We start from the raw sequence: 21186 nt of genomic DNA on the forward strand, positions 1-21186 counted from the left end.
GGACCCCGTCTATTCGCGCCAACGCAGGATCCCGCCCGTGACCGCACCGGATACAGACGGCCCCCCGCGCGACTTCGTCGGCTACGGCGAGGCGCCCCCCGACGCCCGCTGGCCCGGCGGCGCCCGCGTCGCCGTCCAGTTCGTGCTGAACTACGAGGAGGGCGGCGAGCGCTCCGTCCTCGACGGCGACCCCCACGCCGAGATCTTCCTCTCCGAGATCGCCGGGGCCACGCCCTTCCCCGCGCGGCACATGAGCATGGAGAGCCTCTACGAGTACGGCGCGCGCGCGGGCGTCTGGCGGATCCTGCGCCTGTTCCGCGAGCGCGGCGTGCCCCTCACGGTCTTCGGCGTCGCGCAGGCGCTCGCCCGCAATCCGGCCGCCGTGGAGGCGTTTCTCCGCGACGGCCACGAGATCGCCGGCCACGGCTGGCGCTGGCTGCCCTACCAGGACGTCCCGGAGGCGATCGAGCGGGAGCACCTCGCCCGCGCGGTCGAGACGATCCGGAGCCTGACCGGCGAGACGCCGCTCGGCTGGTACACCGGCCGCGACAGCCCGAACACCCGGCGGCTCGTGGTCGAGCAGGGCGGCTTCCTCTACGATTCGGACAGCTACGCCGACGACCTGCCCTACTGGGTCCGCGTCGCCGGCCGGGACCACCTCGTGGTGCCCTACACCCTCGACACCAACGACATGCGCTTCTCGATCCCCGGCGGCTTCCCGTCGGGCGAGCAGTTCTTCGCGCACCTGCGCGACGCCTTCGACTGCCTCTACGAGGAGGGGGCGAGCGCCCCGAAGATGCTGTCGATCGGCCTGCATTGCCGCCTCGTCGGGCGCCCGGCGCGCCTGCCGGCCCTCGCCCGGTTCCTCGACCACGTCCTGGCCCGTCCCGACGTCTGGGTGACCCGGCGGATCGACATCGCCCGGCACTGGGCGGCCCACCATCCTCCCGGCGCCCCGGCGGCGGGACCGACCCCGGAGAGGACAGGTCCGTGATCACCATCGCCGCGCTCAACGCGCTCGCGCGCGACGCCTTCGTGGACCTCCTCGCCGAGGTCTACGAGCATTCCCCCTGGGTCCCCGAGGCGGCCTTCGACCGCGGGCCCTTCGCGGGGCGCGCGGATTTGCACGCGGCGATGGAGGCGACGGTGGCCGGCGCCGACCGGGTCCGCCAGCTCGCCCTGCTGCGGGCGCATCCCGAACTCGCCGGGCGGGCCGCCCAGCGCGGCGAGCTCACCGCGCATTCCAGCCGCGAGCAGGCGGGAAGCGGATTGCTGGGCGGCCCCTCCCCCGCGGTGGCGCGGCTGCAGGACCTCAACCGGGCCTACGCCGAGCGCTTCGGCTTCCCGTTCATCATCGCGGTCCGGGGCCTCGACCGCGACGCGATCCTCGCCCGCCTGGAGCAGCGGCTCGGCAACCCGCCGGAGACCGAGCGGGCCGAGGCCCTGCGGCAGGTCGGACGGATCGCCGCCCTGCGCCTGGAGGCCCTCGTCGCGGCCTGACGCGCCCGCCTCAGACCGCCCGGCGGCCGACCAGGGCGAGCTGCTCGCTCACGTGCTGGCGCAGGGCCTCGTGCGTCATGTCGACGAAGGTCTTGGTCCGGGCCGACAGCATCTTGCGGGACGGGTAGAGCAGGCCGAGCGTCACGCTGGTCGGCGGGGTGTGCTCGAGGACCGGGACGAGCCGGCCCTCGGCGATGTGCGCCGCGACCTCGAACAGTGGCTTCAGGACGATGCCCTCGCCGGCCAGCGCCCAGGCGGTGAGCGTGTCGCCGTCGTCGGCGTCGATGTGCCCCGAGACCGGCAGGGTCACGGTCTCCTGGCCGTCGACCAGGGTCCAGCGGAACTGCTCGGCGCCGGGATAGCGCAGCAGCAGGCAATCGTGCTGCAGCAGGTCCGCCGGCTCGGCGGGCGCGGGGTGCCCGGCCAGGTAGGCCGGCGCCGCGCACAGGACCCGCTCGATCTCCGCGACCTTGCGCAGGGTGAAGGTGGAATCGCGCATCTGCGACAGGCGGACCGCGACGTCGACCGCCTCCTGCACGAGGTCGAGGAGGTGCTCCGACAGGCGCAGCCGGACATCGGTCTCGCCGTGGCGGTCGCGGAAGCGCGGCACGAGCGGCGCGACGACCCGGCGGCCGAGACCGAGCGGCGCCGTCACCTTCAGCACCCCGCGGGGCACCGCGCCCGCGGTCTCGACGCTCTTCTCCGCCTGCTCGACCGCCGCGGTGATGTCGAGGCAGCGGTCGTAGAAGATCCGGCCGGCCTCCGTGAGGCTCATGCGCCGCGTCGTCCGGGTGAGCAGGAGGCAGCCGAGATGCTCCTCCAGGGTCTGGATCCGGTAGCTCACCACCGACGGTGACAGCCGCAGCGAGCGGCCGGCGGCCGAGAAGCTCCCCGTCTCCGCCGAGCGCAGGAAGATGCGGATGCTCTCCAGAGAAATCATGAGCGGGGATCGTCAGGAGCAGTTCGGACCTGTCAACGGACTGTCCCGACAATGTGAACTCGGCGTCCGACCCGATCATCCTCCGCGGCGTGACGCTTCGGTCGGTGCAGCCCGCTCCGTCATTGCGAGCGCAGCGAAGCAACCCAGGGCTGCAGGACATCGGGGAACGTGGTGCCGGCTGGATTGCTTCGCTCCGCTCGCAACGACGGCGGAATCGATCTGATCAACCGAAACGGCATCAGAAGACGTGGAACGCGACGCCGGCGAGGAAGCTCTTCTCCTCCGTGCCCTTGAAGGTCGCGGTCTCGACGTTCCCGAACTTGTTGTGCCAGTACTGGAACCCGACGAAGACATCGACCCGGTTGGGCTGATCGTAGACGAGCTTGCCGAGATCGAGCACGAGGTTGGTGCGCGACAGGAATTCGAGCCCGCGGGGCGGGTTGAAGGCGTAGGCGGCCGGGTTGCTCACGCCCCGCCCCTTCGGCAGCACGATGTTGTTGAAGCCGACGAGGCTGAGCGGCAGCCCCGTGAAGGTCAGGGGAAAGTTGTAGACCAGCTCGAATTCCGGGACCGTGTCGAAGCTCTGGTCGCGGTCCGGCTGGAGATTGAACCCGTTCCGGTTCCACTCCTTGTAGGCTTGCACGGAGAGGTTGAGAAAGCCCGCCGGCACGTCGAAGGCGAAGTTCAGGCCGCCGACGATGTCGCGCTTCTTCGAGCCGAAGGCGTCGTTCTGGGCGTTGGCGTCGAAGCCGAAGGCGAGCGACACCTCCTTGACGAGGCCGGGGACGGTGAAAGCCTTCGTGCCGGTCAGCGCGTTGAGGCTCAGCGTGCCGCGATACAGCCCGTAGGCTTCGGTGTTGCCGTAATCGGCGAAGAACGGGGCGGCGACGGAGCCCGGCGCGTTGGTGGTGCCGGCCGGGAACTGGGACCCGGACTTGAGGATGTCGAGGGAGAAGAAGTTCGTCCCGTAGGCCCAGGCATCGGCGTGGGAGATGTTCAGGATGTGCTTGGGCGCCGCGCGGGAGACGAAGCTGCCGTCGGGGCGCTGGATCTGGACGCCTGGCGAGACGGTGGGGAACTGGTAGCGGTAGCTGATCTGGGTGTCGGCGAAGAGGAAGAACGGGCCGTCCTCCACCACCGTCGTGGCCTCGGGCGCCACCGGCGCCGAGGAGGCCGTCCCGAGGTCCTGCGCCCCCGCCGCGCACGTCATCCCGAGCGGCAGCAGCGCGGCCGCGATCCGACAAGCCATGGTCATGTCCGCCCCCTCCTCCCGGCCGCCTTCAGTGCGAAGCGTCGGCCCGCAAACCCGCGCGCTGGCGCGCGACCTCGTCCGGCGTGACCGCCTGACCCTGCCCGCCCCACTCGGCCCGCATCCAGGTCGCGAGGTCGGCGAGCGCCGCGTCGTCGATCAGGGCGGCGAAGGGCGGCATGGCCTCCATCCGCTCGTTGCCCGGGAAGCGCTGCGCCGGGAGCCCGACGAGGATCGCCCGCAGGAGACCGCCCGCGCCCGCGACCCGCATCGCGGTGTTCGTCCGCAGCGGCACGGAGACGTGGGGGATCCCCTCCCCCGCCCCGCCGTGGCAGCCGGCGCAGAGGCCGGCGTAGCTGGACCGTCCCCGGGCCGCGACCGCCGCGGGGATCGCCGCGGGGGTGGCGGCGACCGGCGTCTCGGGCTCGGCCGGCAGGGCGTCGCGGTCGAACAGGTAGGCGGAGAGCGCCGTGAGGTCGGCCGCGTCCATGTGCTGCGTCGAGAAATGCACGACGTCGAACATCTGGTGCGTCGCGCCGCCCTGGGCCGAGAGGCCCGTGCGCATGAACCCGACGAGCCCGTGCGGGGTGAAGCCCATCCGCGCGAGGCCCGCCGGCGTGATGTCGGGCGCCTCGACGCCCTCGATCGTGGCGCCGCGATAGACGGCGTCCGGTCGCATGGCCTGGAGCGCGTTGCGCGGCGTGTGGCACTCGCCGCAATGGCCGAGGGCGTCGGCGACGTAGCGGCCCCGGTTCCACAGGGGGGAGCGGCCCGGATCGGGCGCGGCGACCGTGGCCGGCAGGCTCAGGAGGTTCCAGGCCGCCAGGGTCCAGCGCTGGTCGAACGGGAAGGCGAGGGTGTTGGCCCTGTTCTCCACCGCGACCGGCGCGCGGGTCATCAGGTAGGCGTAGAGGGCGTCGACATCCTCCGGCGTCAGGCCGCGATACGACGTGTAGGGCATCGCCGGGTAGAGGTGGCGGCCGCCCGGCGCGATCCCGTCGCGCAGGGCCCGGTGGAAGTCGGCGCGGCTCCAGCCGCCGATGCCCTGCGGGCTCGGCGAGATGTTGGTGGCGTGGATCGTGCCGAAGGGCGTCTCCAGGGGCAGTCCCCCCGCCCAGGGGGCGCCGCCCCGGGCGGTGTGGCAGGCGAAGCAGTCGGCCGCGGCGGCGACCTTGGCGCCGCGGGGGGCGAGGCCGCGCACGGCCTCCGCGCTCAGCGGGGTCTCGACGTCGCGCGCGACGACGCTGCGCTCCAGGGCGCCGGAGGCGACGAGGCCGGCCGCCGAGACGGCCACCGCGAGGGCGGCGGCGAGCCCGGCGCCGGCGCGCCGCGCGGGGGTGGTGAGGGACGGGATCCGCACGGCGCGCCTCACGCGGTCACCAGACCGGGGGTCGCCAGCACGAGGTCGCGCACCGCCTGATGGTAGCGGACGTAGCCCGTGCAGCGGCAGATGTGGCGGTCGAGGGCCTCGGTGACGACCCGCTCGACCTCGTCGCGGCGGATCGGCTCGCGGCGCAGGCGCTCGATGAGCACGCTCGCCCCGGTGACGAAGCCCGGCGTGCAGTAGCCGCACTGGAAGGCGAAGGTCTCGATGAAGGCCTGCTGGACCGGCGAGAGCACGACGGTGCCGTCCGGCGCGGTGCGGGCATGGCCCTCGACGGTGCGGATGCTGCGCCCCTCGAACCAGTGGGCGCCGGTGATGCAGGCGCGCATCTCCCGCGGGCCGGCCGCCTCCTCCAGCATCACCGTGCAGGCGTGGCAGATGCCCTGCCCGCAGCCCATGCGGCTGCCGGTGAGGCCCAGCCACTCGTGCAGGACGTCGAGCAGGCTCGTGCCGACGGGGACGGGGATCGGACCGACCGCCGCGCCGTTCACGCGGAGCGAGAGGTCCTTGATCTCGATGGCGGCGCTCATGCCAGTGCCTCGCGGATGCGCTCGGGCCGGATGGGGAGTTCGTGGAAGCGGTGGCCGATCGCGTGCGCGACGGCGTTGGCCAGCGCCGGGACGACGGCGATCATCACGACCTCGGCGATGCCCTTGGGCGGGTCGGTCTCGGAGAGCGGCGGCAGGATCTCCACCGTCTGGTTCCACGGGGCCACGTCGCGGGCGCGGGGGAGCTCGTAGCGGTTCCAGTTCCACGTGCCGTCGCCGGGGCCGTCCTCGTAGAGGGGCAGCACCTCCTTGAGGGCGTGACCGATCCCCATGGCGAGGCCGCCCTGCACCTGGCCGGAGACCAGCTCGGGCACGATCTGGCGGCCGCACTCGAGGATCGAGTGGTGGGACAGGATCGTCACGTCGCCGCTGGCGGTGTCGACCGCGACCTCCGCCAGGGTGGCCATCGGCGCGTAGTAGGTCGTGCCGACATTGTTGCGCTGGGTCGGCGGGTAGAAGACCGCCGCCCGGGGCACGAAGTGCCAGCCCGCATCCGCCATCAGGGCGCGGCGCTCGGGCGGTGCCCCGGCGCCGTAGCGCACCGCCAGGGCGTCGATCGGCAGGCGCGTCCGGCCCGTTCCGGGCAGGTCGAACTCGGCCTCGGCCCATTGCCAGCGGTTGAAGGTGTGGAGGGTCACGCCCACCGGCAGCCCGAGCCGGTGCGCCTCGGCGGCCACCGCCTCCAGGGACAGCGGCGGCAGACCACCACCGAGCACCCGGCCGTCCACCAGCCGCAGCTCGTCGCGGGCGACCACGTGGTAGGAGGCCAGCGCCCCGCCGCCGCCGCCCCGCGCCCAGAGCGCGCGGGCGGCGGGCCAGACGGCGTGGTCGACGAGGAACCGCGCGGCCGTCCGGGTGGCGTGGCCGAGGTAGTAGGCGGAGTTGGTCGCGCTCATCGGCGAGGTGAAGCGCGGGGTCCAGCGGGGGTTCTGCGCCCGGCGGTCCTCCTCTTCCTGGGGCGTCGTGTAGGGCTGGTCGGAGGTCTCCAGCGGCATCTCGGGCCAGCGCACCACGCCGAACGCGGTCTCCGAAGGCACTCGGCCGAGGATCTCGGCCACCATGACCGCCTGCGAGGTGGTGACGCCCGGGCCCATCTCGTGGGCGACGTGGCGCAGGCTCAGGCGGCCCCGCGGGTCGAGCTCCAGCGAGGCGATCGCCGCCTCGGCGCCCGTGCCGTAATCCTTGTGCACCTGCGCGAAGCCGACGCCGTAGCGGCGGCCGGGATGGGCGGCCTCGTAGGCGGCCTTGCGCGCCGCCCGGTCCCGCCAGAGCGGGTGCGCGGCGGCCTTCGTCAGGATCTCCGCGTTGCGCAGCGCCCCGGCCGGGACCGCGCCCTGGCTGTTGCGCTGGCCCGAGCGGAGCACGTTGCGCAGGCGCAGGTCGATCGCGTCGATGTCCAGGAGCGCCGCCGCCTCGTCGACCATCATCTCGGTGGCCGACATGGTCTGGAGCGTGCCGAAGCCCCGGGTCGATCCGGCCTCCACGGCCCGCGAAGCCAGGGCGATCGCCTGGAAGTCGCTCTTCGGCAGGTAGTAGATCGACTGCGCCGCGGTGGCGCCGACGAAGGAGACCGCGACGGAGTAGTTGGGGCGCCCGCCGCCGTCGCAGGCGAAGCGCCCGGTCATGGCCCGGAACCGGCCGCTGGCCCGGTCCACCAGCAGGACGTTGTCCATGCGGAAGGCGTGGCGCTTCAGCCCGTTCTGGAACTGCTCGAACCGGTCGTTGGCGAGGCGCACCGGCCGGCCGCCCGCGTAGAGCGCGGCCACGACGCAGAGGAACGGGAAGATGTGGTGGTCCTTCGTCCCGTACCCGACCGTGTAGCCGACCTTGAGATCGACCTCCCTGAGCGGGAACCGGGATTTCGAGATCAGCGCGGCGGCGGCCTCGGCCACGTCGTAGGGCGACTGCGTCGCCATCATCAGGCGCAGCGTGCCGGTGGCCGGATCGTACCAGACGTTGCCGTTGTCGGCCTCCATGGCCGAGGCGTCCGTCGACTGCGACCGGTAGGTCCGCCGCATCACCAGGGCGTCCGCGCCGGCGCCGTCGATCTCGGCGGCGACGGCGGCCGCCGCCGCCATGCCCCGGGCGAAGGGGCCGTCGTCGCCGGCCTTCGGCCAGGCGGGCTCGTCGCCGGAGAAGCCGGCGAAGATCGGGGACTGCGCGAACGGCGAGAACCGGTCGGGCGCGTCCGGCGCGTCGCCCTCGATCCGCACCCAGCGCGAGGCGCCGTAATGGGCCGGCGGCCTGGGACCGGTCTCGGCGCCGTACTGCACGACGTCGTCGGCGAAGCGCAGGGCGCGCTTGGCCGCGGCGAAGCGCGGGAAGTCGGCGTAGATCAGGATCGCCACCGGCTGCCCGAGCAGGCGCGGCGTCTCGCCCTGCGGCACGAGGAACCAGTCGCCGAAGAAGTCGGCGTGCGGGACCGAGACCCCGTCCGCCACCAGGTCCTCGTGCCGGACGATCCGGTCCGGCCGCAGGGCGGCCGGGAGCCGCGACAGGTCGAGGCCGGTGAAGCGGCGGTCGGCGCGGGTCGCCGCGACGAGGAAGGCGTGGGCTTGGCCGTCGGGCCAGCCGGCGAGGTCGCGGGCCCGGTAGTCGCGGGAGAAGGTCTTGGCGCCCGTGACCTTGGCGACGGCGTCGAGGCGGTAGCGGGGCCGGCCCGGCGCGGCCCACGGGGAGCCGGCGGACAGGCCGGTCTCGGCGAGCTGCGCCCGGGCCGGGGGTGCCAGGAAGGAGACCTTCACGGCGACGCCCGCCGCCGCGCCGGCCTTCAGGAAGTGGCGCCGCGAGAGCGCCTTGATGGTCTCGGCCGACATGGCTTCTCCCCTCAGGCCCGGTCCAGGACGGCCGCGTGCGGGAAGGCGGGCTCCGCGTCGGCGACGCGGTGCTCGGCCCCGGCACCGAGACGGTCCGAGTTCAGCAGCAGGTTGAGGACGATCGCCCCGATGGCGCCGAGGGTGATCCCGCTGTGCAGGATCGGCCCGGCCCAGTCCGGCGCCGTGGCGGCGAAGAGCTTCGGCGCCGCCATCGGGATCAGGCTCAGGCCGATGCTGACCGCGACGACGATCTGGTTCCGGCGATCCCCGAGATCGGCGCCGCCCACGATCTTGAGCCCCGCCGCCGCGACCATGCCGAAGATCACGATGCCGGCGCCGCCGAGCACGGCCGGCGGGATCGACGCCACCGCGAAGGCGACCTTGGGCAGGAGGCTGACGCCCAGGATGATGAAGCCCGCCGCGACCGTGACGTAGCGGCTGCGCACCCGCGTCATGTTCACGAGGCCGACGTTCTGGGAGAACGAGGTGTGCGGGAAGGTGTTGAGGCAGCCCGCGATCAGCGTCGAGAGCGAGTCCGCCATCAGGCCGCGGGTCAGGGTCCGCTTGTCCACCGGGCGCCCGACGATGTCGCCCACCGCCAGGAACATGCCGGTCGACTCGACCAGCGTGACCATCATGACGATGCACATCGCCGCCACGGCCGTCAGGTGGAAGGTCGGCCAGCCGAAGTGGAACGGCGTGACGAGGGCGATGAGCGGGCGCTCGGCCAGCCCGTCGAGGCGGAACAGGCCGAGCGGCCAGGCGAGGCACAGGCCCGCGACGAGGCCGATCAGCACGGCGACGTTGGCGACGAAGCCGGTGGCGAAGCGGCTGACCACCAGGATCACCGCCAGCACGAAGGCCGCGACGCCGAGATGGACCGGGGCGCCGAAATCGGCGGCCCCGAAGCCGCCGCCCGCCCAGTTGATCCCGACCGGCAGCAGCGTGACGCCGATGATCAGGATGACCGTGCCGGTGACCAGCGGCGGGAAGAAGCTCGCGAGCCTGGAGAAGAACGGCCGGAGCAGCAGGCCGAACACCCCCGCCCCGATGGTCGCGCCGAAGATGCCCGGCAGGCCGATCGTCGGGTCCTGCGCCATCGCCACCATCGGGCCGACCGCCGCGAAGCTGACGCCCATGATGACCGGCAGGCGGATGCCGAAGACCCCCAGGCCGAGGGACTGGATCAGGATCGCGATGCCCGTCACCAGCAGGTCGCAGTTGATCAGGTAGGCGACCGTCTCGGTCGGCAGGTTCATCGCCGCGCCGAGGATGAGCGGCGGCGCGACAGCCCCCGCGCTCATCACGAGCACGTGCTGCATGCCGTAGGCGAGGAGCTTGGGAAGGGGCGGGATCGCGTCGACCGCGTCCACCTCGCGCGTTGTCCTGTCGTGAGACGTCATGGGCGTGTCCTCCGCCAGCCGGGACCTGTCGAGGCGTCGTCCCGTGATGGTGTCGTCGGGGACCCGGCAGCGGTGGCCGGACCTCTTCCGGGTCCGGGCCGCCAGGAGCGGGTGTGGGGCCAGTCGCAGGGCGGGCCGTGGCGGCCCACCCGGGGGCGGGGGAGCGGGCTCTCGGCGGCCGCTCCGGGGTCATGCGCTGCCGACTTGGCTGGCTCTCAAACCTTGCATGGCTGGCCGCGAATGCCATGCCGGGATTTCGGAAGCAGTTTGCGAAAAATCGCCAAGGTGACCGGTGGCGGCTGCCGTATGCTGCGGCCCGCTGACGGCCCCGAGACGGTGCGCCCGGCACGGCGTTCCTGCTGCCAGAGGGCGGCATCTGGCCGTGGGGAGGCGTCGCGGCCCGTCCGGCGCGGCCTCCAGGGCGCACCCGGAGAGACGCGATGACCTCCCTGCTGCTGACGAACGCCGACATCCTGGTGACGATGGACGCGCAGCGCCGGGAGATCCCCGGCGGCGCGGTCTACGTGGAGGACAACCGCATCGTCGCCGTCGGCCCCGCCGCCGAGGTGCCGCAGCGGGCCGACACCGTCCTCGACATGCGCGGCCACGCGGTGATGCCGGGCCTCGTGAACACCCACCACCACATGTACCAGACGCTCACCCGCGCGGTGCCGGCCGCGCAGGACGCCGAGCTGTTCGGCTGGCTGAAGGCGCTCTACCCGATCTGGGCCCGGCTCACGCCCGAGATGGTCCGCGTCTCGACGCAGACCGCGATGGCGGAGCTGATCCTCTCGGGCTGCACCACGTCGAGCGATCACCTCTACATCTACCCGAACGGCTGCCGGCTCGACGATTCCATCGAGGGCGCCGAGGAGATCGGCATGCGCTTCCACGCCGCCCGCGGCGCGATGAGCGTCGGGGAGAGCGCGGGCGGACTCCCGCCGGACTCGGTCGTCGAGGACGAGACGGCGATCCTCGAAGACACGCGCCGTGTGATCGAGCGCTGGCACGATCCGGAGCGCTTCGCCATGCGCCGGATCGTGGTGGCGCCCTGCTCACCGTTCTCGGTGAGCCGCGGCCTGATGCGCGATGCCGCCGAGCTGGCCCGGCACTACGGCGTCTCGCTCCACACCCACCTCGCGGAGAACGACGACGACGTCCGCTACAGCCTGGAAAAATTCGGGATGACGCCGGCGGAGTACGCCGCCGACCTGGGCTGGACGGGCCCCGACGTGTGGCACGCCCACTGCGTCAAGCTCGACCGCGCCGGCATCGCGCTGTTCGGCCGGACCGGGACCGGGGTGGCCCACTGTCCCTGCTCCAACATGCGCCTCGCCTCGGGCATCGCGCCCGTCCGGCAGATGCGGTGCGCGGGCGTGCCGGTCGGGCTCGGCGTCGACGGCTCGGCCTCCAACGACGGGTCGCACATGCTGGGCGAGGCGCGGCAGGCCATGCTGCTCGCCCGCGTCGGCTTCGGGCCGGCGGCCATGAATGCGCGGGAGGCGCTGGAGATCGCGACGCTGGGCGGCGCGAAGGTGCTGAACCGGGACGATATCGGCGCGCTGGCCCCCGGCATGGCGGCCGACATCGTCGCCTTCGACCTGCGCGGCCTCGGCATGGCGGGGGCGCTGCACGACCCCGTCGCCGCCCTCACCTTCTGCGCGCCGCAGACGGTGGCCTGGAGCGTCATCAACGGGCGGATCGTGGTCCGCGAGGGCCGCCTGACGACCCTCGACGCCGGGGCGCTGACCGCCCGCCACAACGCCCTCGCGGCGGCCCTCGTGCGGGACGAGGCGTAGGCCGGCCTACTCATCCTCCGCAGAGGGGCTCGCGGATCCAGACATCGGGTTCGGCGGCGCGGCTCCAGGATCGGGCGAACGTCGATGTCCGCTGGAGATTTGAGAAGATCCTGGCACCCAGAGATGGAGGCTTGAGTAATGCCCTCTTATAATCCCTTCGATTGATAATTCATGCGCGGCTGTCTTTGCGAGCGAAGCGAAGCAAGCCAGCCGCGCAACGTCTGTAAAGGTCGCGCGACCCTGGGTCACTTCGCTTTGCTCGTGATGACGGCGAGGAATGCGTCGACCGCAGCATTCGGACGGAAACTGTATTGCCCTCGGGCCGCGCCCGTCGAGCCCGTCAGACTTCCACCTCCGTCGCCAGCCCCTTGGCCACCGCGCGGTCGACCGCCACCGCGGCGACCGCGAGGTCCTGCAGCCCGACCCCGGTGCCGTCGAACAGGGTGATCTCGGACTCCGAGACGCGGCCGGGGTGATCGCCGTTGATCACCGCCCCGATCTCCACGATGGAATCCGCGGCGAGGAGCCCCCGCGCGACAGCGTGCTGCGCCTCGCCGATGCTGACCGACTGCGCGACCTCGTCGGTGAACACCGTGGCGGCGGCGAGCAGTTCGGCCTCCACCTCCTGCTTGCCGCGCGTGTCCGTCCCCATGCAGGCGAGGTGCGTGCCCGGCCGGACCTGCACGGCCTTCAGGATCGGCGCGAACGAGGACGTGATCGTCACGACGACGTCGGCCTCGGACCCGAGCCGGTCGAGGTCGACCGCCTCGAACGGCACGCCGTGCTCCCGCGCCACCGCCTCCATCCGGCCGAACATGCCGGGATGCAGGTTCCACGCGAGGACCCGCTCGAACGGCCGCTGCGCCAGCGCGGCGCGCAGCTGGAACGCCGACTGGTGGCCCGCGCCGATCATGCCCAGCACCCGCGCATCTTTGCGGGCGAGGTGCCGGACGGAGATGGCGCAGGCCGCGGCCGTGCGCAGCGCGGTGAGGAGGTTCCCTCCGACGACGGCCCGGCAGCGGCCGGTATCGGCGTCGAACAGGAACACCGTCGACTGGTGGTTGGTCAGGCCCTTCGCGGCGTTGCCGGGCCAGAAGCCGCCGGCCTTGAGGCCGAGCGCGAGGCTGTCCCGGTCGAAGCCCGACTTGAAGCCGTAGAGCGCGTCGGCGTGGCCGATGGCTTCCCGGACGACCGGGAAGTTGCCGGCTCGCCGCCGCGCCATGGAGGCGAAGACCTGTTCGACGGCGGTAAAGCACTCCGCCTCGGTCAACAGCCCGTCGATCGCGTGCTCGGGAACGATGATCATCGCGGATGTGTCCTCAATTCGTGAGCCGGCATGTCGTCCCCGTCATCGCGGGCGTCGCGAAGCGACCCAGGGCAGCGGGCCCCGTCGAGGCGCGTCCTCGGATCGCTGCGCCGCGCTCGCGATGACGGACGGCGTGCAGGGTGCCTCAGTAGGCCTTGCCGCGGGCCGAGACCGGCCAGAGCGTCTCGACCCGGCCGTTGCGGACGCCGACATACCAGTCGTGGACGTTGCAGGTCGGATCGCAGTGGCCGGGGACGAGGCGTAGACGGTCGTTGACCTTCAGCCGGCCCTCGGGATCCTCGATCACCCCGTGCTCGTCCGAGCACTTGATGTATTTCACGTCGTCGCGGCCGAAGACGAAGGGCAGGCCGGAATCGACCGACTGCACCTTCAGGCCCGCGTCGCAGATCGCCTTGTCGGCCTTGGCGTGGCTCATCACGCTGGTGAGGATGAACAGGGCGTTCCTCCACTCGCCCGCATCGATGCGGTTGCCGTCCCGGTCGCGGATACGCCCGTAATCGGCGTCCATGAACGCGTAGCTGCCGCATTGCAGCTCGTTGTAGACGCCGGATCCCGCCTCGAAATAGTAGCTGCCGGTGCCGCCGCCGCTGACGAGCTCCGGCTCGAGGCCCTCCCGGTTCAGCGCCGCGACGGCGTCGCGCACCTGGGCGATGGCCGCGTCGAGCTTGGCCCGCCGCTCCTCGTAGCCGTCGATGTGCTGCATGGCGCCCTGGTAGGCCTGGAGGCCCGCGAAGCGCAGGTTCGGCGCGGCCGCGACGGCCTGGGCGATCGCCACCACCTCGGGGGTCGTCCGCACGCCGCAGCGGCCGGCGCCGCAATCGATCTCGACGAAGCAGTCGAGCTGCGTGCCGTGCCGCTGCGCCGCCGCCGAGAGGTCGGCGACGTTCGCCACGTCGTCGAGGCAGACGATGATGCGGGCGCCGTGCAGCGGCAGCCGCGCCAGCCGGTCGATCTTGCCGGGGTCGCGCACTTGGTTCGAGACCAGGATATCCTTGATGCCCGCTCGGGCGAAGACTTCCGCCTCCGAGACCTTCTGGCAGCAGACGCCGCAGGCGCCGCCGAGGCTCTGCTGAAGCTTCAGGATATCGACGGACTTGTGCATCTTGCCGTGGGCGCGGTGGCGCATCCCGTGCGCCTTGGCGTAGTCGCCCATCTTGCGGATGTTGCCTTCCAGCGCGTCGAGATCGACGATCAGGCAGGGCGTCTGGATCTCGTCCTCGCGCATACCGGGCAGCGCGGGGACGTCGAAGCCGACTTCGAGATCGGCGGATCGGGCGTTCATGTGCATCGTGGGCCTCCCGTTATTGCCAGGGCAGCGCGTCGAGATCGACGTTCCCGCCCGTGATGATCACGCCCACCCGCTTGTTCGCGAAGACGGGGCGATTCTTCAGCACTGCCGCCAGGGCGACGGCGCTGGACGGCTCCATGACGATCTTCAGCCGCTTCCAGATCAGCTGCATCGCCGCGACGATCTCGGCCTCGGAGACCGTGAGGATATCCGCGACGTGGTGGCGGACGAAGTGCCAGGTGAGGTCCTTCAGCGGCACCTTGAGCCCGTCCGCGACCGTCACCGGCGCGTCGTCGGCGATGATCCGCCCGGCCTTCAGGCTGCGATGGGCGTCGTCGGCCTGCTCGGGCTCCGCCGCGTAGACGGCGATGTGCGGGGCGAGCCCGGCCAGCGTCAGGCAGGTGCCCGACACCATGCCGCCGCCGCCGATCGGGGCGATCACCGCGTCGAGATCCGGGACCTGCGCGATCAGCTCGCGGGCGCAGGTCGCCTGCCCGGCGATGACGCGGGGATCGTTGTAGGGATGCACGAACTCCGCGCCGGTCTCGGCGACGACCTCGGCGAACACGGCCTCGCGCGATGAGGTGGACGGCTCGCACTCCACCACCCGGCCGCCGTAGCCGCGCACGGCGTCCTTCTTCGCCTGGGGCGCGGTGCGCGGCATCACCACCGTGCAGGGGATGCCGCGCCGGCCCGCCGCGTAGGACAGGCAGGTGCCGTGGTTGCCCGACGAGTGGGTCGCCACGCCCCGGGCAGCCTGCGCGTCGGTGAGGCTGAAGACGGCGTTCGAGGCGCCCCGCGCCTTGAAGGCGCCGGCCTTCTGCAGGTTCTCGCACTTGAAGAACAGCTGCGCGCCGGCCGCTTCGTCGATGATCCGCGAGGTCAGGACCGGCGTCTCGTGGATGTAGGGCCGGATGCGCTCGTGGGCGGCCAGGACGTCGTCGAGGGTGGGCGTGATCAGGGCGCTTTCCATGGCGCGCCCCCTCAGGCGGCGGCGCGCAGGGCGGCGGCCGGGGCGCGGCGGTACACCGCCTGCGCGGCCGCGACCCCCGATCCCAGCGCGATGCGCAGGCCGAGATCGGCCATCGCCATCTCGGCGGCGGCGATCCCCGACAGCGCCATCACATCCGTGAGGCTGCCGAGGTGGCCGATGCGGAAGACCTTCCCGGCGACCTCGCCGAGGCCCACCCCGAAGGCGACGTCGTAGTGGCGCGCCGCGTGGGTGACGATCCGCGTGGCGTCGAAGCCCTCCGGGGTGCGGATCGCGCTCACCGTGTCCGAGTAGAGGTCCGGGCGCGCGGCGCAGAGTTCCAGGCCCCAGGCGGCGACGGCGGCGCGGATCCCGTCCGCGATGCGGCGGTGCCGGGCGAAGACGGTCTCGAGCCCCTCGGCCAGGAGCAGCTCCGTCGACAGCTTCAGGCCGTTCAGGAGCCCGACCGCCGGCGTGTAGGGATAGGCGCCATTGGGGTAGCCCTTCGCCATGTCGCGGATGTCGAAATAGGTCCGCGGCAGCGTCGCCGTCGCCGTGGCGGCCATGGCCTTGGGCGAGAACGCCACGATGGCGAGGCCCGCGGGCAGCATGAAGCCCTTCTGCGAGCCCGTCACGGCGACATCGACGCCCCACTCGTCCATGCGGAAATCCATGGACGCGATCGAGCTGACGCCGTCGACCAGCAGCAGAGCCGGGTGGTTGCTGGCATCCAGCGCGCGGCGCACGGCGGCGACGTCCGAGCGGACGCCGGTCGCCGTCTCGTTGTGCGTGACGAGCACGGCCCGGATGCGGTGCGCCTTGTCGGCCGCGAGGGCCTCGGCGAAGCGATCTGCCGGAAGCCCCTCGCCCCACGGGGCTTCGATCATCCGGACATCAAGGCCGTGGCGGCGCGTCATGTCGATCCAGCGGTGGCTGAACATGCCGTGGCGCGCCGCCAGCACCGTGTCGCCGGCGCTGAGCGTGTTGGAGAGCGCGGTCTCCCAGCCGCCCGTCGCCGTCGACGGGAAGATGAACACCTCGGCGTCCTCGCTCTTCAGGACCTTCTTCACGCCGGCGAGCGCCGGATGAAGGATCTGCGCGAACAGCGGCGACCGGTGATCCAGCGTCGGCATGTCGGCCGCGCGGCGAAGCACTTCCGGCATATTGGTCGGGCCGGGAATGAAGACGGGATTCTGTGCGAACATCGGCGGCGCTCTCCTCCAATACGGGAACGATAGCACCGCCGACACCGTATTGATATTTTCTTGAAAAACTTTTTCATCGACGAGTGAAGCGCAAAAAGACACGCTGTGGCAACGTCTTACCTTTTTCCGTTGTGAGAAAAATTTTTCCATCCTAGGAATCGCGCGGGATCGGCGAAGGCGAGGACGCCATGGATTCGGGAAACCGGCGGCGCGGGCGGCCGAAGGGGTTCGGAGGCGCCAAGCCGGCGGCGACCATCCAGGCGCTTGACCGCGCCCTCGATGTCCTCGACGTCCTGGCGGGCGGCGACGGGCTGACGCTCTCGGAACTAGCCGGCAGGCTCGAGCAATCCGTGGCGACCATGCACCGGGTCCTCGCGACGCTCGAGCGCCGCGGCCTCGTCGAGATCAGCGCCGACAAGCAGGAGTGGCACGTCGGTGCGGAGGCCTACCGGCTCGGATCGGCGTTCCTGCGCCGCCACAACGTCGTCGAGCGGAGCCGGTCGATGATGTGGACGCTGATGCAGGAGACGGGCGAGACCTCCAATCTCGGCGTCGAGAAGGACGGCAACGTCCTGTTCGTCAGCCAGGTGGAGACCCACGAGACGATCCGCGCCTTCTTCCCGCCGGGCTCCCTGTCGCCGCTGCACGCGTCGGGCATCGGGAAGGCTCTGCTGAGCACCTACGCGCCGGCCCGGACCGAGCGCCTGTTCCGGGGAAAGACCTTCGCGCGGTTCACCGACAAGACCATCGGCTCACTGGACCAGCTGCGCGACGACGTCGAGGCGACCCGCCGCCGGGGCTACGCGATCGACGACGAGGAGCGGAGCATCGGGATGCGCTGCGTCGCCGCCCCGATCCTCAACGTCCACGGCGAGGCTATCGCGGGGATCTCGGTGTCGGGGCCGACGCACCGGCTGTCCGACGAGAAGCTGCGCGCGATCGGCGAGCGGGTGCGGAGAGGCGCCGCCGCGGTCTCGCGCGCCCTCGGCGCGCCCGCCGCGACGATGACCGCGACGCCCGACGCGCCGGGCGAGCCTGACCAGGACTGACCAGCGGTGCGGCGAGGCGCGCCCTAGCGCCCGGGATGCGGGCGGCGCGGATCGACGGTGCCGACCGCCGACGGGGGCCTGCCGTCGCCGTCGAGGATACCGGCGCGCCCGTCCGGCGCCGTCCGCGGATCCGCGAGCGTCGCGCGGCCCTGGAGGCCGCCGGGGGCGGTGACGGCCGGGATGCCGGCGGGGGCGGTGAAGCTCTGCGCCAGGGCGGGCCCGGACAGGCCGATCCCGATCACGGCGCCGATCAGAAGACGAGAGGTCATGGCGGAGGTCCAGCTCAGGTCTGTCGCCGGGATCATCCCGGCCGCGTTACGCCTCGATGTGGGATCCGCGACCCCGGGGTCCAACACGCGGGATGAGCCCCCGTGCGCCCGCGCACTGCGCCGCGTGCCGCGCCGCCCGGGCGGTGCCGCCCCGCGGCCCGCGTCCGCCCCGCAGGGCTCCGTGACCGTGGCGGGCGAAAGTCCGGAACGGAGAAGCCGAGCTTCGAGTTGAGGGGCCGCTGAATCAGGGGCCATCCGTGAGACCGTCTCTCCTCGCCACGCTCGGGCTTCTGCTCGTCGCCTACCCGCACGCGTCCTGGGCGCAGGGCGTTCCAGACTCGCGAGGCGTCCAGAGCGTCCAAGACGTGCAGGATGTCCGAGACCTGCCGGCCGCGACCGTCGAGCCGGGCGAGCCTCGCCCGGGACCGCCCCCGCCGCTCCCGGACATCTCGGACCCGAACGGCCGGGCCGGCGAGGCCCTGAACGAGCCCGGCGAGCGCTCCGGCATCCCGAAGGCCCTGCGCTCCTCCGGATCGAAGGCGGGCGGGCCGGCCAACGATCTCAACCCGAGCGGGCAGGCAGAGGCGCCGGCACCGCCGAAGGGCGACCTGGGCCGGGTCATCGCCGGCAAGGAGCTGTTCCACGGCAATTACTGCGGCACGGGTCAGCGCGGCGAGGGGCTGCCGCCGACCGACGCCCTCGATGCCGCGTGCATGCGCCACGACGCCTGCTACGACGCGGCGGGCTACCGTTCGTGCGCCTGCGACGCGACGCTGAGGCGCGAGGCTTCCACCGTGTCGGACAGCCCGGACGCGGCGCTGGAGGTGCGGCGCCGGGCGCTGAGCGTGATCGAGGCTACCGCCGCGATGGCGTGCCGCGCGCCCTGAGCGCCCGCCGCGATGCGGGGATCTCGCCCCGGTGACGCCACCATGGACTTGCATCCCGGCGCATGCCTGCTTTCACGGGCCGCAGTCGAAGTCCGGTCTCGCCCCTTGTCCCACCGCACCGCATCGCAGGGTCCTGTCGCGCCCGCCGCCCGCCGCGGGGCGGGCGCGGCGCGCTGGATCCCGCCCGCGATCCTGGCCGCCGGCCTCCTCGCGACCGGGCTGAGCACGGCCCTCACCTGGCAGGCGGCGGCGCTGCGCGACCGCATGACCTTCGAGCACGCCACCGAGATCGAGCTGCGCACGGTCGAGGACCAGTTCCGCACCTACACCGCCCTCCTGCGCGGCGCCGCCGGCCTGTTCGCCGCCGAAGGCGCCACCGTCACGCTGGCCCAGTTCCGGGCCTACGTGCAGCGGATCGAGCTGCAGCGCCTCTATCCCGGGTTCCTCGGCATCGGCTTCACGCCGACCCTGCCCGCCTCCGCGCGGGAGACGTTCGCCGCGCGCGCCGCGGCCCTGGGCGTCGAGAATGCCCGGGTCCGGCCGCCGACCGACAACCCGATGATCAGCCCGGTCCTGTTCGCCGAGCCGCCGAACCCGCGCAACCTCGCCGCCATCGGCTACGACGTGATGTCGGACCCGGTGCGGCGCGACATGGTCGAGCGGGCCCGCGACACCGGCCAGCCGGCCGCCTCGGCGCGGATCCAGCTCGTGCAGGAGATCGACGCGAACAAGCAGGCGGGCTTCCTCGTCGCCATGCCGGTCTATGCCGGCGGCGCCGTGCCGCCGGACCTCGAGGACCGGCGGCGGCGCTTCCTGGGCTTCGTGTTCGGCGCCTTCCGGGCCGACGACCTGTTCAACAGCATCGTGGCGGCGGAGGCCGAGGAGGACGCGGCCTTCGCCATCTACGACGGCGCGCCGAGCGAGGCGAACCTGCTGCACCGGTCCGCGCGGGCCTCCGCCGCCGGGGCGGGGCGCCTCACCCGCGAGGCGCATCTCGAGCTCGGCGGCCGCACCTGGACCGTCGCGTTCGCGCAGCGCGTCTCGCCCCGGCGCGGCTCGGCGCTGCCGGAGATCTGGCTCGTCTGCGGCGGCGGCCTGTTCGCCACCGCCCTGCTGGCCTTCGCGGCCTACCGGCAGCGCCGCACGCAGGACGAGATCCGCCAGCTCAACGCGTCGCTGGAGGCCCGCGTCGAGGAGCGGACGCGCGATCTCCGGGCGGCGGCCGACCGTCTGCGGCAGGCCGGGGAGGAGCGGGCGCGCATGGAGGAGGCGCTGCGCCAGTCGCAGAAGATGGAGGCGGTGGGCCAGCTCACCGGCGGCCTGGCGCACGACTTCAACAACCTTCTGGCGGGCATCTCGGGCTCGCTGGAGCTCATCGAGGCCCGCATCGCCCAGGGGCGGTCGAAGGATGTCGGCAAGTACATCGCCGCCGCCCAGGGCGCCGCCCGGCGGGCCGCGGCGCTGACCCACCGCCTGCTCGCCTTCTCGCGCCGCCAGACGCTGGCGCCCAGGGCGATCGACGCCGATCGGCTGGTCCGCGGGATGCTCGACCTGATCCAGCGCACGGTCGGGCCGAGCGTCGAGGTGCGGCACGTCGGGGCAGACGGGCTCTGGGCCGCGCTCGCGGACCCGTCCCAGCTGGAGAACGCGCTCCTGAACCTCTGCATCAACGCGCGGGACGCGATGCCCGGGGGCGGCCGGATCACCATCGAGACCGACAACCGCTGGATCGACCGGCAGCAGGCCGACGCCCAGGACATGCCGGAGGGGCCGTACCTGTCGCTGTGCGTGTCCGATACCGGCACCGGCATGCCCCCGGAGGTCGTTGCCCGGGCCTTCGACCCGTTCTTCACCACCAAGCCGATGGGCGAGGGCACCGGCCTCGGCCTGTCGATGATCTACGGCTTCGCCAAGCAATCCGGCGGGCAGGTCCGGATCACCTCGACGGTCGGCCAGGGCACGAACGTGTGCATCTACCTGCCGCGGCACTTCGGCGAGGCGGACGCGGACGGGCCCGACCCGGGCAGGGGCCTGATGGCGCAGGCCGAGGCGGGCGAGACCGTGCTGATCGTGGACGACGAGCCGACGGTGCGCATGCTGGTGACGGACGTGCTGAGCGACCTCGGCTACACGGCGATCGAGGCCGCGGACGGCGCGGGCGGGCTCAGCGTGCTGCAATCGGGCGCGCGGATCGACCTGCTCGTCACGGATGTCGGCCTGCCCGGCGGCATGAACGGGCGCCAGATGGCCGACGCCGCCCGGGTCGGCCGACCGGAGCTGAAGGTGCTGTTCATCACCGGCTTCTCCGAGACCGCGCTGCCGGGCGACGGGCGTCTCGAGCCCGGCATGGCGGTGCTGACCAAGCCCTTCGCCGTGGAGGCCCTGGCCGCCCGCATCCGCGAGCTGATCGCGCGCTGAGCCGGGCCGGCCGCGACGGCGGCGCATCGCCTGTCTCGAGGTGCGCCGGATCGGCGCAGGGCGCACTCGGGCGGCACGGCCGCGGCCACCGCCGCCCTGCCATTCGTTGAGATCGCGGCCCCGGAGGCTTATGC

Annotated in this window: 17 protein-coding genes; 6 read left to right on the forward strand and 11 right to left on the reverse strand. The window is 72.6% G+C overall.

Annotation, left to right across the window (positions count from 1 at the left end; all coding sequences use genetic code 11):
• The first annotated feature begins 37 nt into the window (after nucleotides 1–37).
• Nucleotides 38–994 (forward strand): allantoinase PuuE, encoded by a 957-nt coding sequence (gene puuE / locus ACX9MN_RS32805; protein WP_489726477.1) that lies wholly within the window; start codon nucleotides 38–40, stop codon nucleotides 992–994.
• On the forward strand, nucleotides 991–1500 hold the full coding sequence (uraD, locus tag ACX9MN_RS32810) for a 2-oxo-4-hydroxy-4-carboxy-5-ureidoimidazoline decarboxylase (protein ID WP_489726478.1): 510 nt from the start codon (nucleotides 991–993) through the stop codon (nucleotides 1498–1500). The genes puuE and uraD overlap by 4 nt, the downstream gene beginning before the upstream one ends.
• A gap of 10 nt (nucleotides 1501–1510) precedes the next feature.
• On the opposite strand, the gene ACX9MN_RS32815 is transcribed toward uraD, so the two are convergent.
• The 6 genes from ACX9MN_RS32815 to ACX9MN_RS32840 form a co-directional block, all read right to left on the reverse strand.
• On the reverse strand, nucleotides 1511–2440 hold the full coding sequence (locus ACX9MN_RS32815) for a LysR family transcriptional regulator (RefSeq protein ID WP_489726479.1): 930 nt from the start codon (nucleotides 2438–2440) through the stop codon (nucleotides 1511–1513).
• A 238-nt stretch (nucleotides 2441–2678) separates the two neighbouring features.
• Nucleotides 2679–3695, reverse strand: a complete 1017-nt coding sequence (locus ACX9MN_RS32820; RefSeq protein ID WP_489726480.1) for a hypothetical protein — start codon at nucleotides 3693–3695, stop codon at nucleotides 2679–2681.
• A 25-nt stretch (nucleotides 3696–3720) separates the two neighbouring features.
• A complete protein-coding gene (locus tag ACX9MN_RS32825) occupies nucleotides 3721–5049 on the reverse strand; it encodes a c-type cytochrome (protein WP_489726481.1) in 1329 nt (442 codons plus the stop codon).
• A gap of 8 nt (nucleotides 5050–5057) precedes the next feature.
• Nucleotides 5058–5603, reverse strand: a complete 546-nt coding sequence (locus ACX9MN_RS32830; RefSeq protein WP_447715097.1) for a (2Fe-2S)-binding protein — start codon at nucleotides 5601–5603, stop codon at nucleotides 5058–5060.
• Complete coding sequence (locus tag ACX9MN_RS32835; protein WP_489726482.1) at nucleotides 5600–8437, reverse strand: xanthine dehydrogenase family protein molybdopterin-binding subunit; 2838 nt, start codon at nucleotides 8435–8437, stop codon at nucleotides 5600–5602. The genes ACX9MN_RS32830 and ACX9MN_RS32835 overlap by 4 nt, the downstream gene beginning before the upstream one ends.
• An 11-nt stretch (nucleotides 8438–8448) precedes the next feature.
• On the reverse strand, nucleotides 8449–9840 hold the full coding sequence (locus ACX9MN_RS32840) for a nucleobase:cation symporter-2 family protein (RefSeq protein WP_010686656.1): 1392 nt from the start codon (nucleotides 9838–9840) through the stop codon (nucleotides 8449–8451).
• Between the two features lie 440 nt (nucleotides 9841–10280).
• Here ACX9MN_RS32840 and ACX9MN_RS32845 point away from each other — a divergent pair, with 440 nt between their 5' ends.
• Entirely contained in the window at nucleotides 10281–11639 is a 1359-nt protein-coding gene (locus tag ACX9MN_RS32845) for an 8-oxoguanine deaminase (protein ID WP_489726483.1), read from the forward strand.
• 340 nt (nucleotides 11640–11979) lie between these two features.
• Here ACX9MN_RS32845 and bhcD read toward each other — a convergent pair whose 3' ends face one another.
• From bhcD to bhcA, 4 genes are all read right to left on the reverse strand, one after another.
• Nucleotides 11980–12945, reverse strand: a complete 966-nt coding sequence (bhcD, locus tag ACX9MN_RS32850) for an iminosuccinate reductase BhcD (protein ID WP_427509986.1) — start codon at nucleotides 12943–12945, stop codon at nucleotides 11980–11982.
• A gap of 145 nt (nucleotides 12946–13090) precedes the next feature.
• Nucleotides 13091–14248, reverse strand: a complete 1158-nt coding sequence (bhcC, locus tag ACX9MN_RS32855) for a 3-hydroxy-D-aspartate aldolase BhcC (protein WP_489726484.1) — start codon at nucleotides 14246–14248, stop codon at nucleotides 13091–13093.
• Nucleotides 14249–14267: 19 nt separating this feature from the next.
• Complete coding sequence (gene bhcB / locus ACX9MN_RS32860) at nucleotides 14268–15227, reverse strand: beta-hydroxyaspartate dehydratase BhcB (protein ID WP_056530229.1); 960 nt, start codon at nucleotides 15225–15227, stop codon at nucleotides 14268–14270.
• Nucleotides 15228–15238: 11 nt separating this feature from the next.
• Complete coding sequence (bhcA, locus tag ACX9MN_RS32865) at nucleotides 15239–16429, reverse strand: L-aspartate--glyoxylate aminotransferase BhcA (protein ID WP_056530226.1); 1191 nt, start codon at nucleotides 16427–16429, stop codon at nucleotides 15239–15241.
• Between the two features lie 188 nt (nucleotides 16430–16617).
• Between bhcA and bhcR the strand changes: the two genes are divergently transcribed.
• A complete protein-coding gene (bhcR, locus tag ACX9MN_RS32870; protein WP_020094515.1) occupies nucleotides 16618–17478 on the forward strand; it encodes an HTH-type transcriptional regulator BhcR in 861 nt (286 codons plus the stop codon).
• A gap of 23 nt (nucleotides 17479–17501) precedes the next feature.
• On the opposite strand, the gene ACX9MN_RS32875 is transcribed toward bhcR, so the two are convergent.
• Nucleotides 17502–17747, reverse strand: a complete 246-nt coding sequence (locus ACX9MN_RS32875; protein ID WP_056530886.1) for a hypothetical protein — start codon at nucleotides 17745–17747, stop codon at nucleotides 17502–17504.
• A 257-nt stretch (nucleotides 17748–18004) separates the two neighbouring features.
• Between ACX9MN_RS32875 and ACX9MN_RS32880 the strand changes: the two genes are divergently transcribed.
• A complete protein-coding gene (locus ACX9MN_RS32880; protein ID WP_489726485.1) occupies nucleotides 18005–18634 on the forward strand; it encodes a phospholipase A2 family protein in 630 nt (209 codons plus the stop codon).
• A 105-nt stretch (nucleotides 18635–18739) separates the two neighbouring features.
• Nucleotides 18740–21052, forward strand: a complete 2313-nt coding sequence (locus tag ACX9MN_RS32885) for a CHASE domain-containing protein (RefSeq protein WP_489726486.1) — start codon at nucleotides 18740–18742, stop codon at nucleotides 21050–21052.
• Nucleotides 21053–21186: the final 134 nt, after the last annotated feature.

The sequence above is a fragment of the Methylobacterium sp. 1A genome, from assembly GCF_058072805.1.

Excerpts from the sequence above, each read along its gene's own strand:
- bhcC (WP_489726484.1), bottom strand. The coding sequence starts at position 14,248 with ATGAACGCCCGATCCGCCGATCTCGAAGTCGGCTTCGACGTCCCCGCG.
- bhcA (WP_056530226.1), bottom strand. The coding sequence starts at position 16,429 with ATGTTCGCACAGAATCCCGTCTTCATTCCCGGCCCGACCAATATGCCG.
- ACX9MN_RS32820 (WP_489726480.1), bottom strand. The coding sequence starts at position 3,695 with ATGACCATGGCTTGTCGGATCGCGGCCGCGCTGCTGCCGCTCGGGATG.
- bhcD (WP_427509986.1), bottom strand. The coding sequence starts at position 12,945 with ATGATCATCGTTCCCGAGCACGCGATCGACGGGCTGTTGACCGAGGCG.
- bhcR (WP_020094515.1), top strand. The coding sequence starts at position 16,618 with ATGGATTCGGGAAACCGGCGGCGCGGGCGGCCGAAGGGGTTCGGAGGC.
- ACX9MN_RS32875 (WP_056530886.1), bottom strand. The coding sequence starts at position 17,747 with ATGACCTCTCGTCTTCTGATCGGCGCCGTGATCGGGATCGGCCTGTCC.
- ACX9MN_RS32815 (WP_489726479.1), bottom strand. The coding sequence starts at position 2,440 with ATGATTTCTCTGGAGAGCATCCGCATCTTCCTGCGCTCGGCGGAGACG.
- ACX9MN_RS32840 (WP_010686656.1), bottom strand. The coding sequence starts at position 9,840 with ATGACGTCTCACGACAGGACAACGCGCGAGGTGGACGCGGTCGACGCG.
- ACX9MN_RS32830 (WP_447715097.1), bottom strand. The coding sequence starts at position 5,603 with ATGAGCGCCGCCATCGAGATCAAGGACCTCTCGCTCCGCGTGAACGGC.
- ACX9MN_RS32835 (WP_489726482.1), bottom strand. The coding sequence starts at position 8,437 with ATGTCGGCCGAGACCATCAAGGCGCTCTCGCGGCGCCACTTCCTGAAG.
- ACX9MN_RS32845 (WP_489726483.1), top strand. The coding sequence starts at position 10,281 with ATGACCTCCCTGCTGCTGACGAACGCCGACATCCTGGTGACGATGGAC.
- bhcB (WP_056530229.1), bottom strand. The coding sequence starts at position 15,227 with ATGGAAAGCGCCCTGATCACGCCCACCCTCGACGACGTCCTGGCCGCC.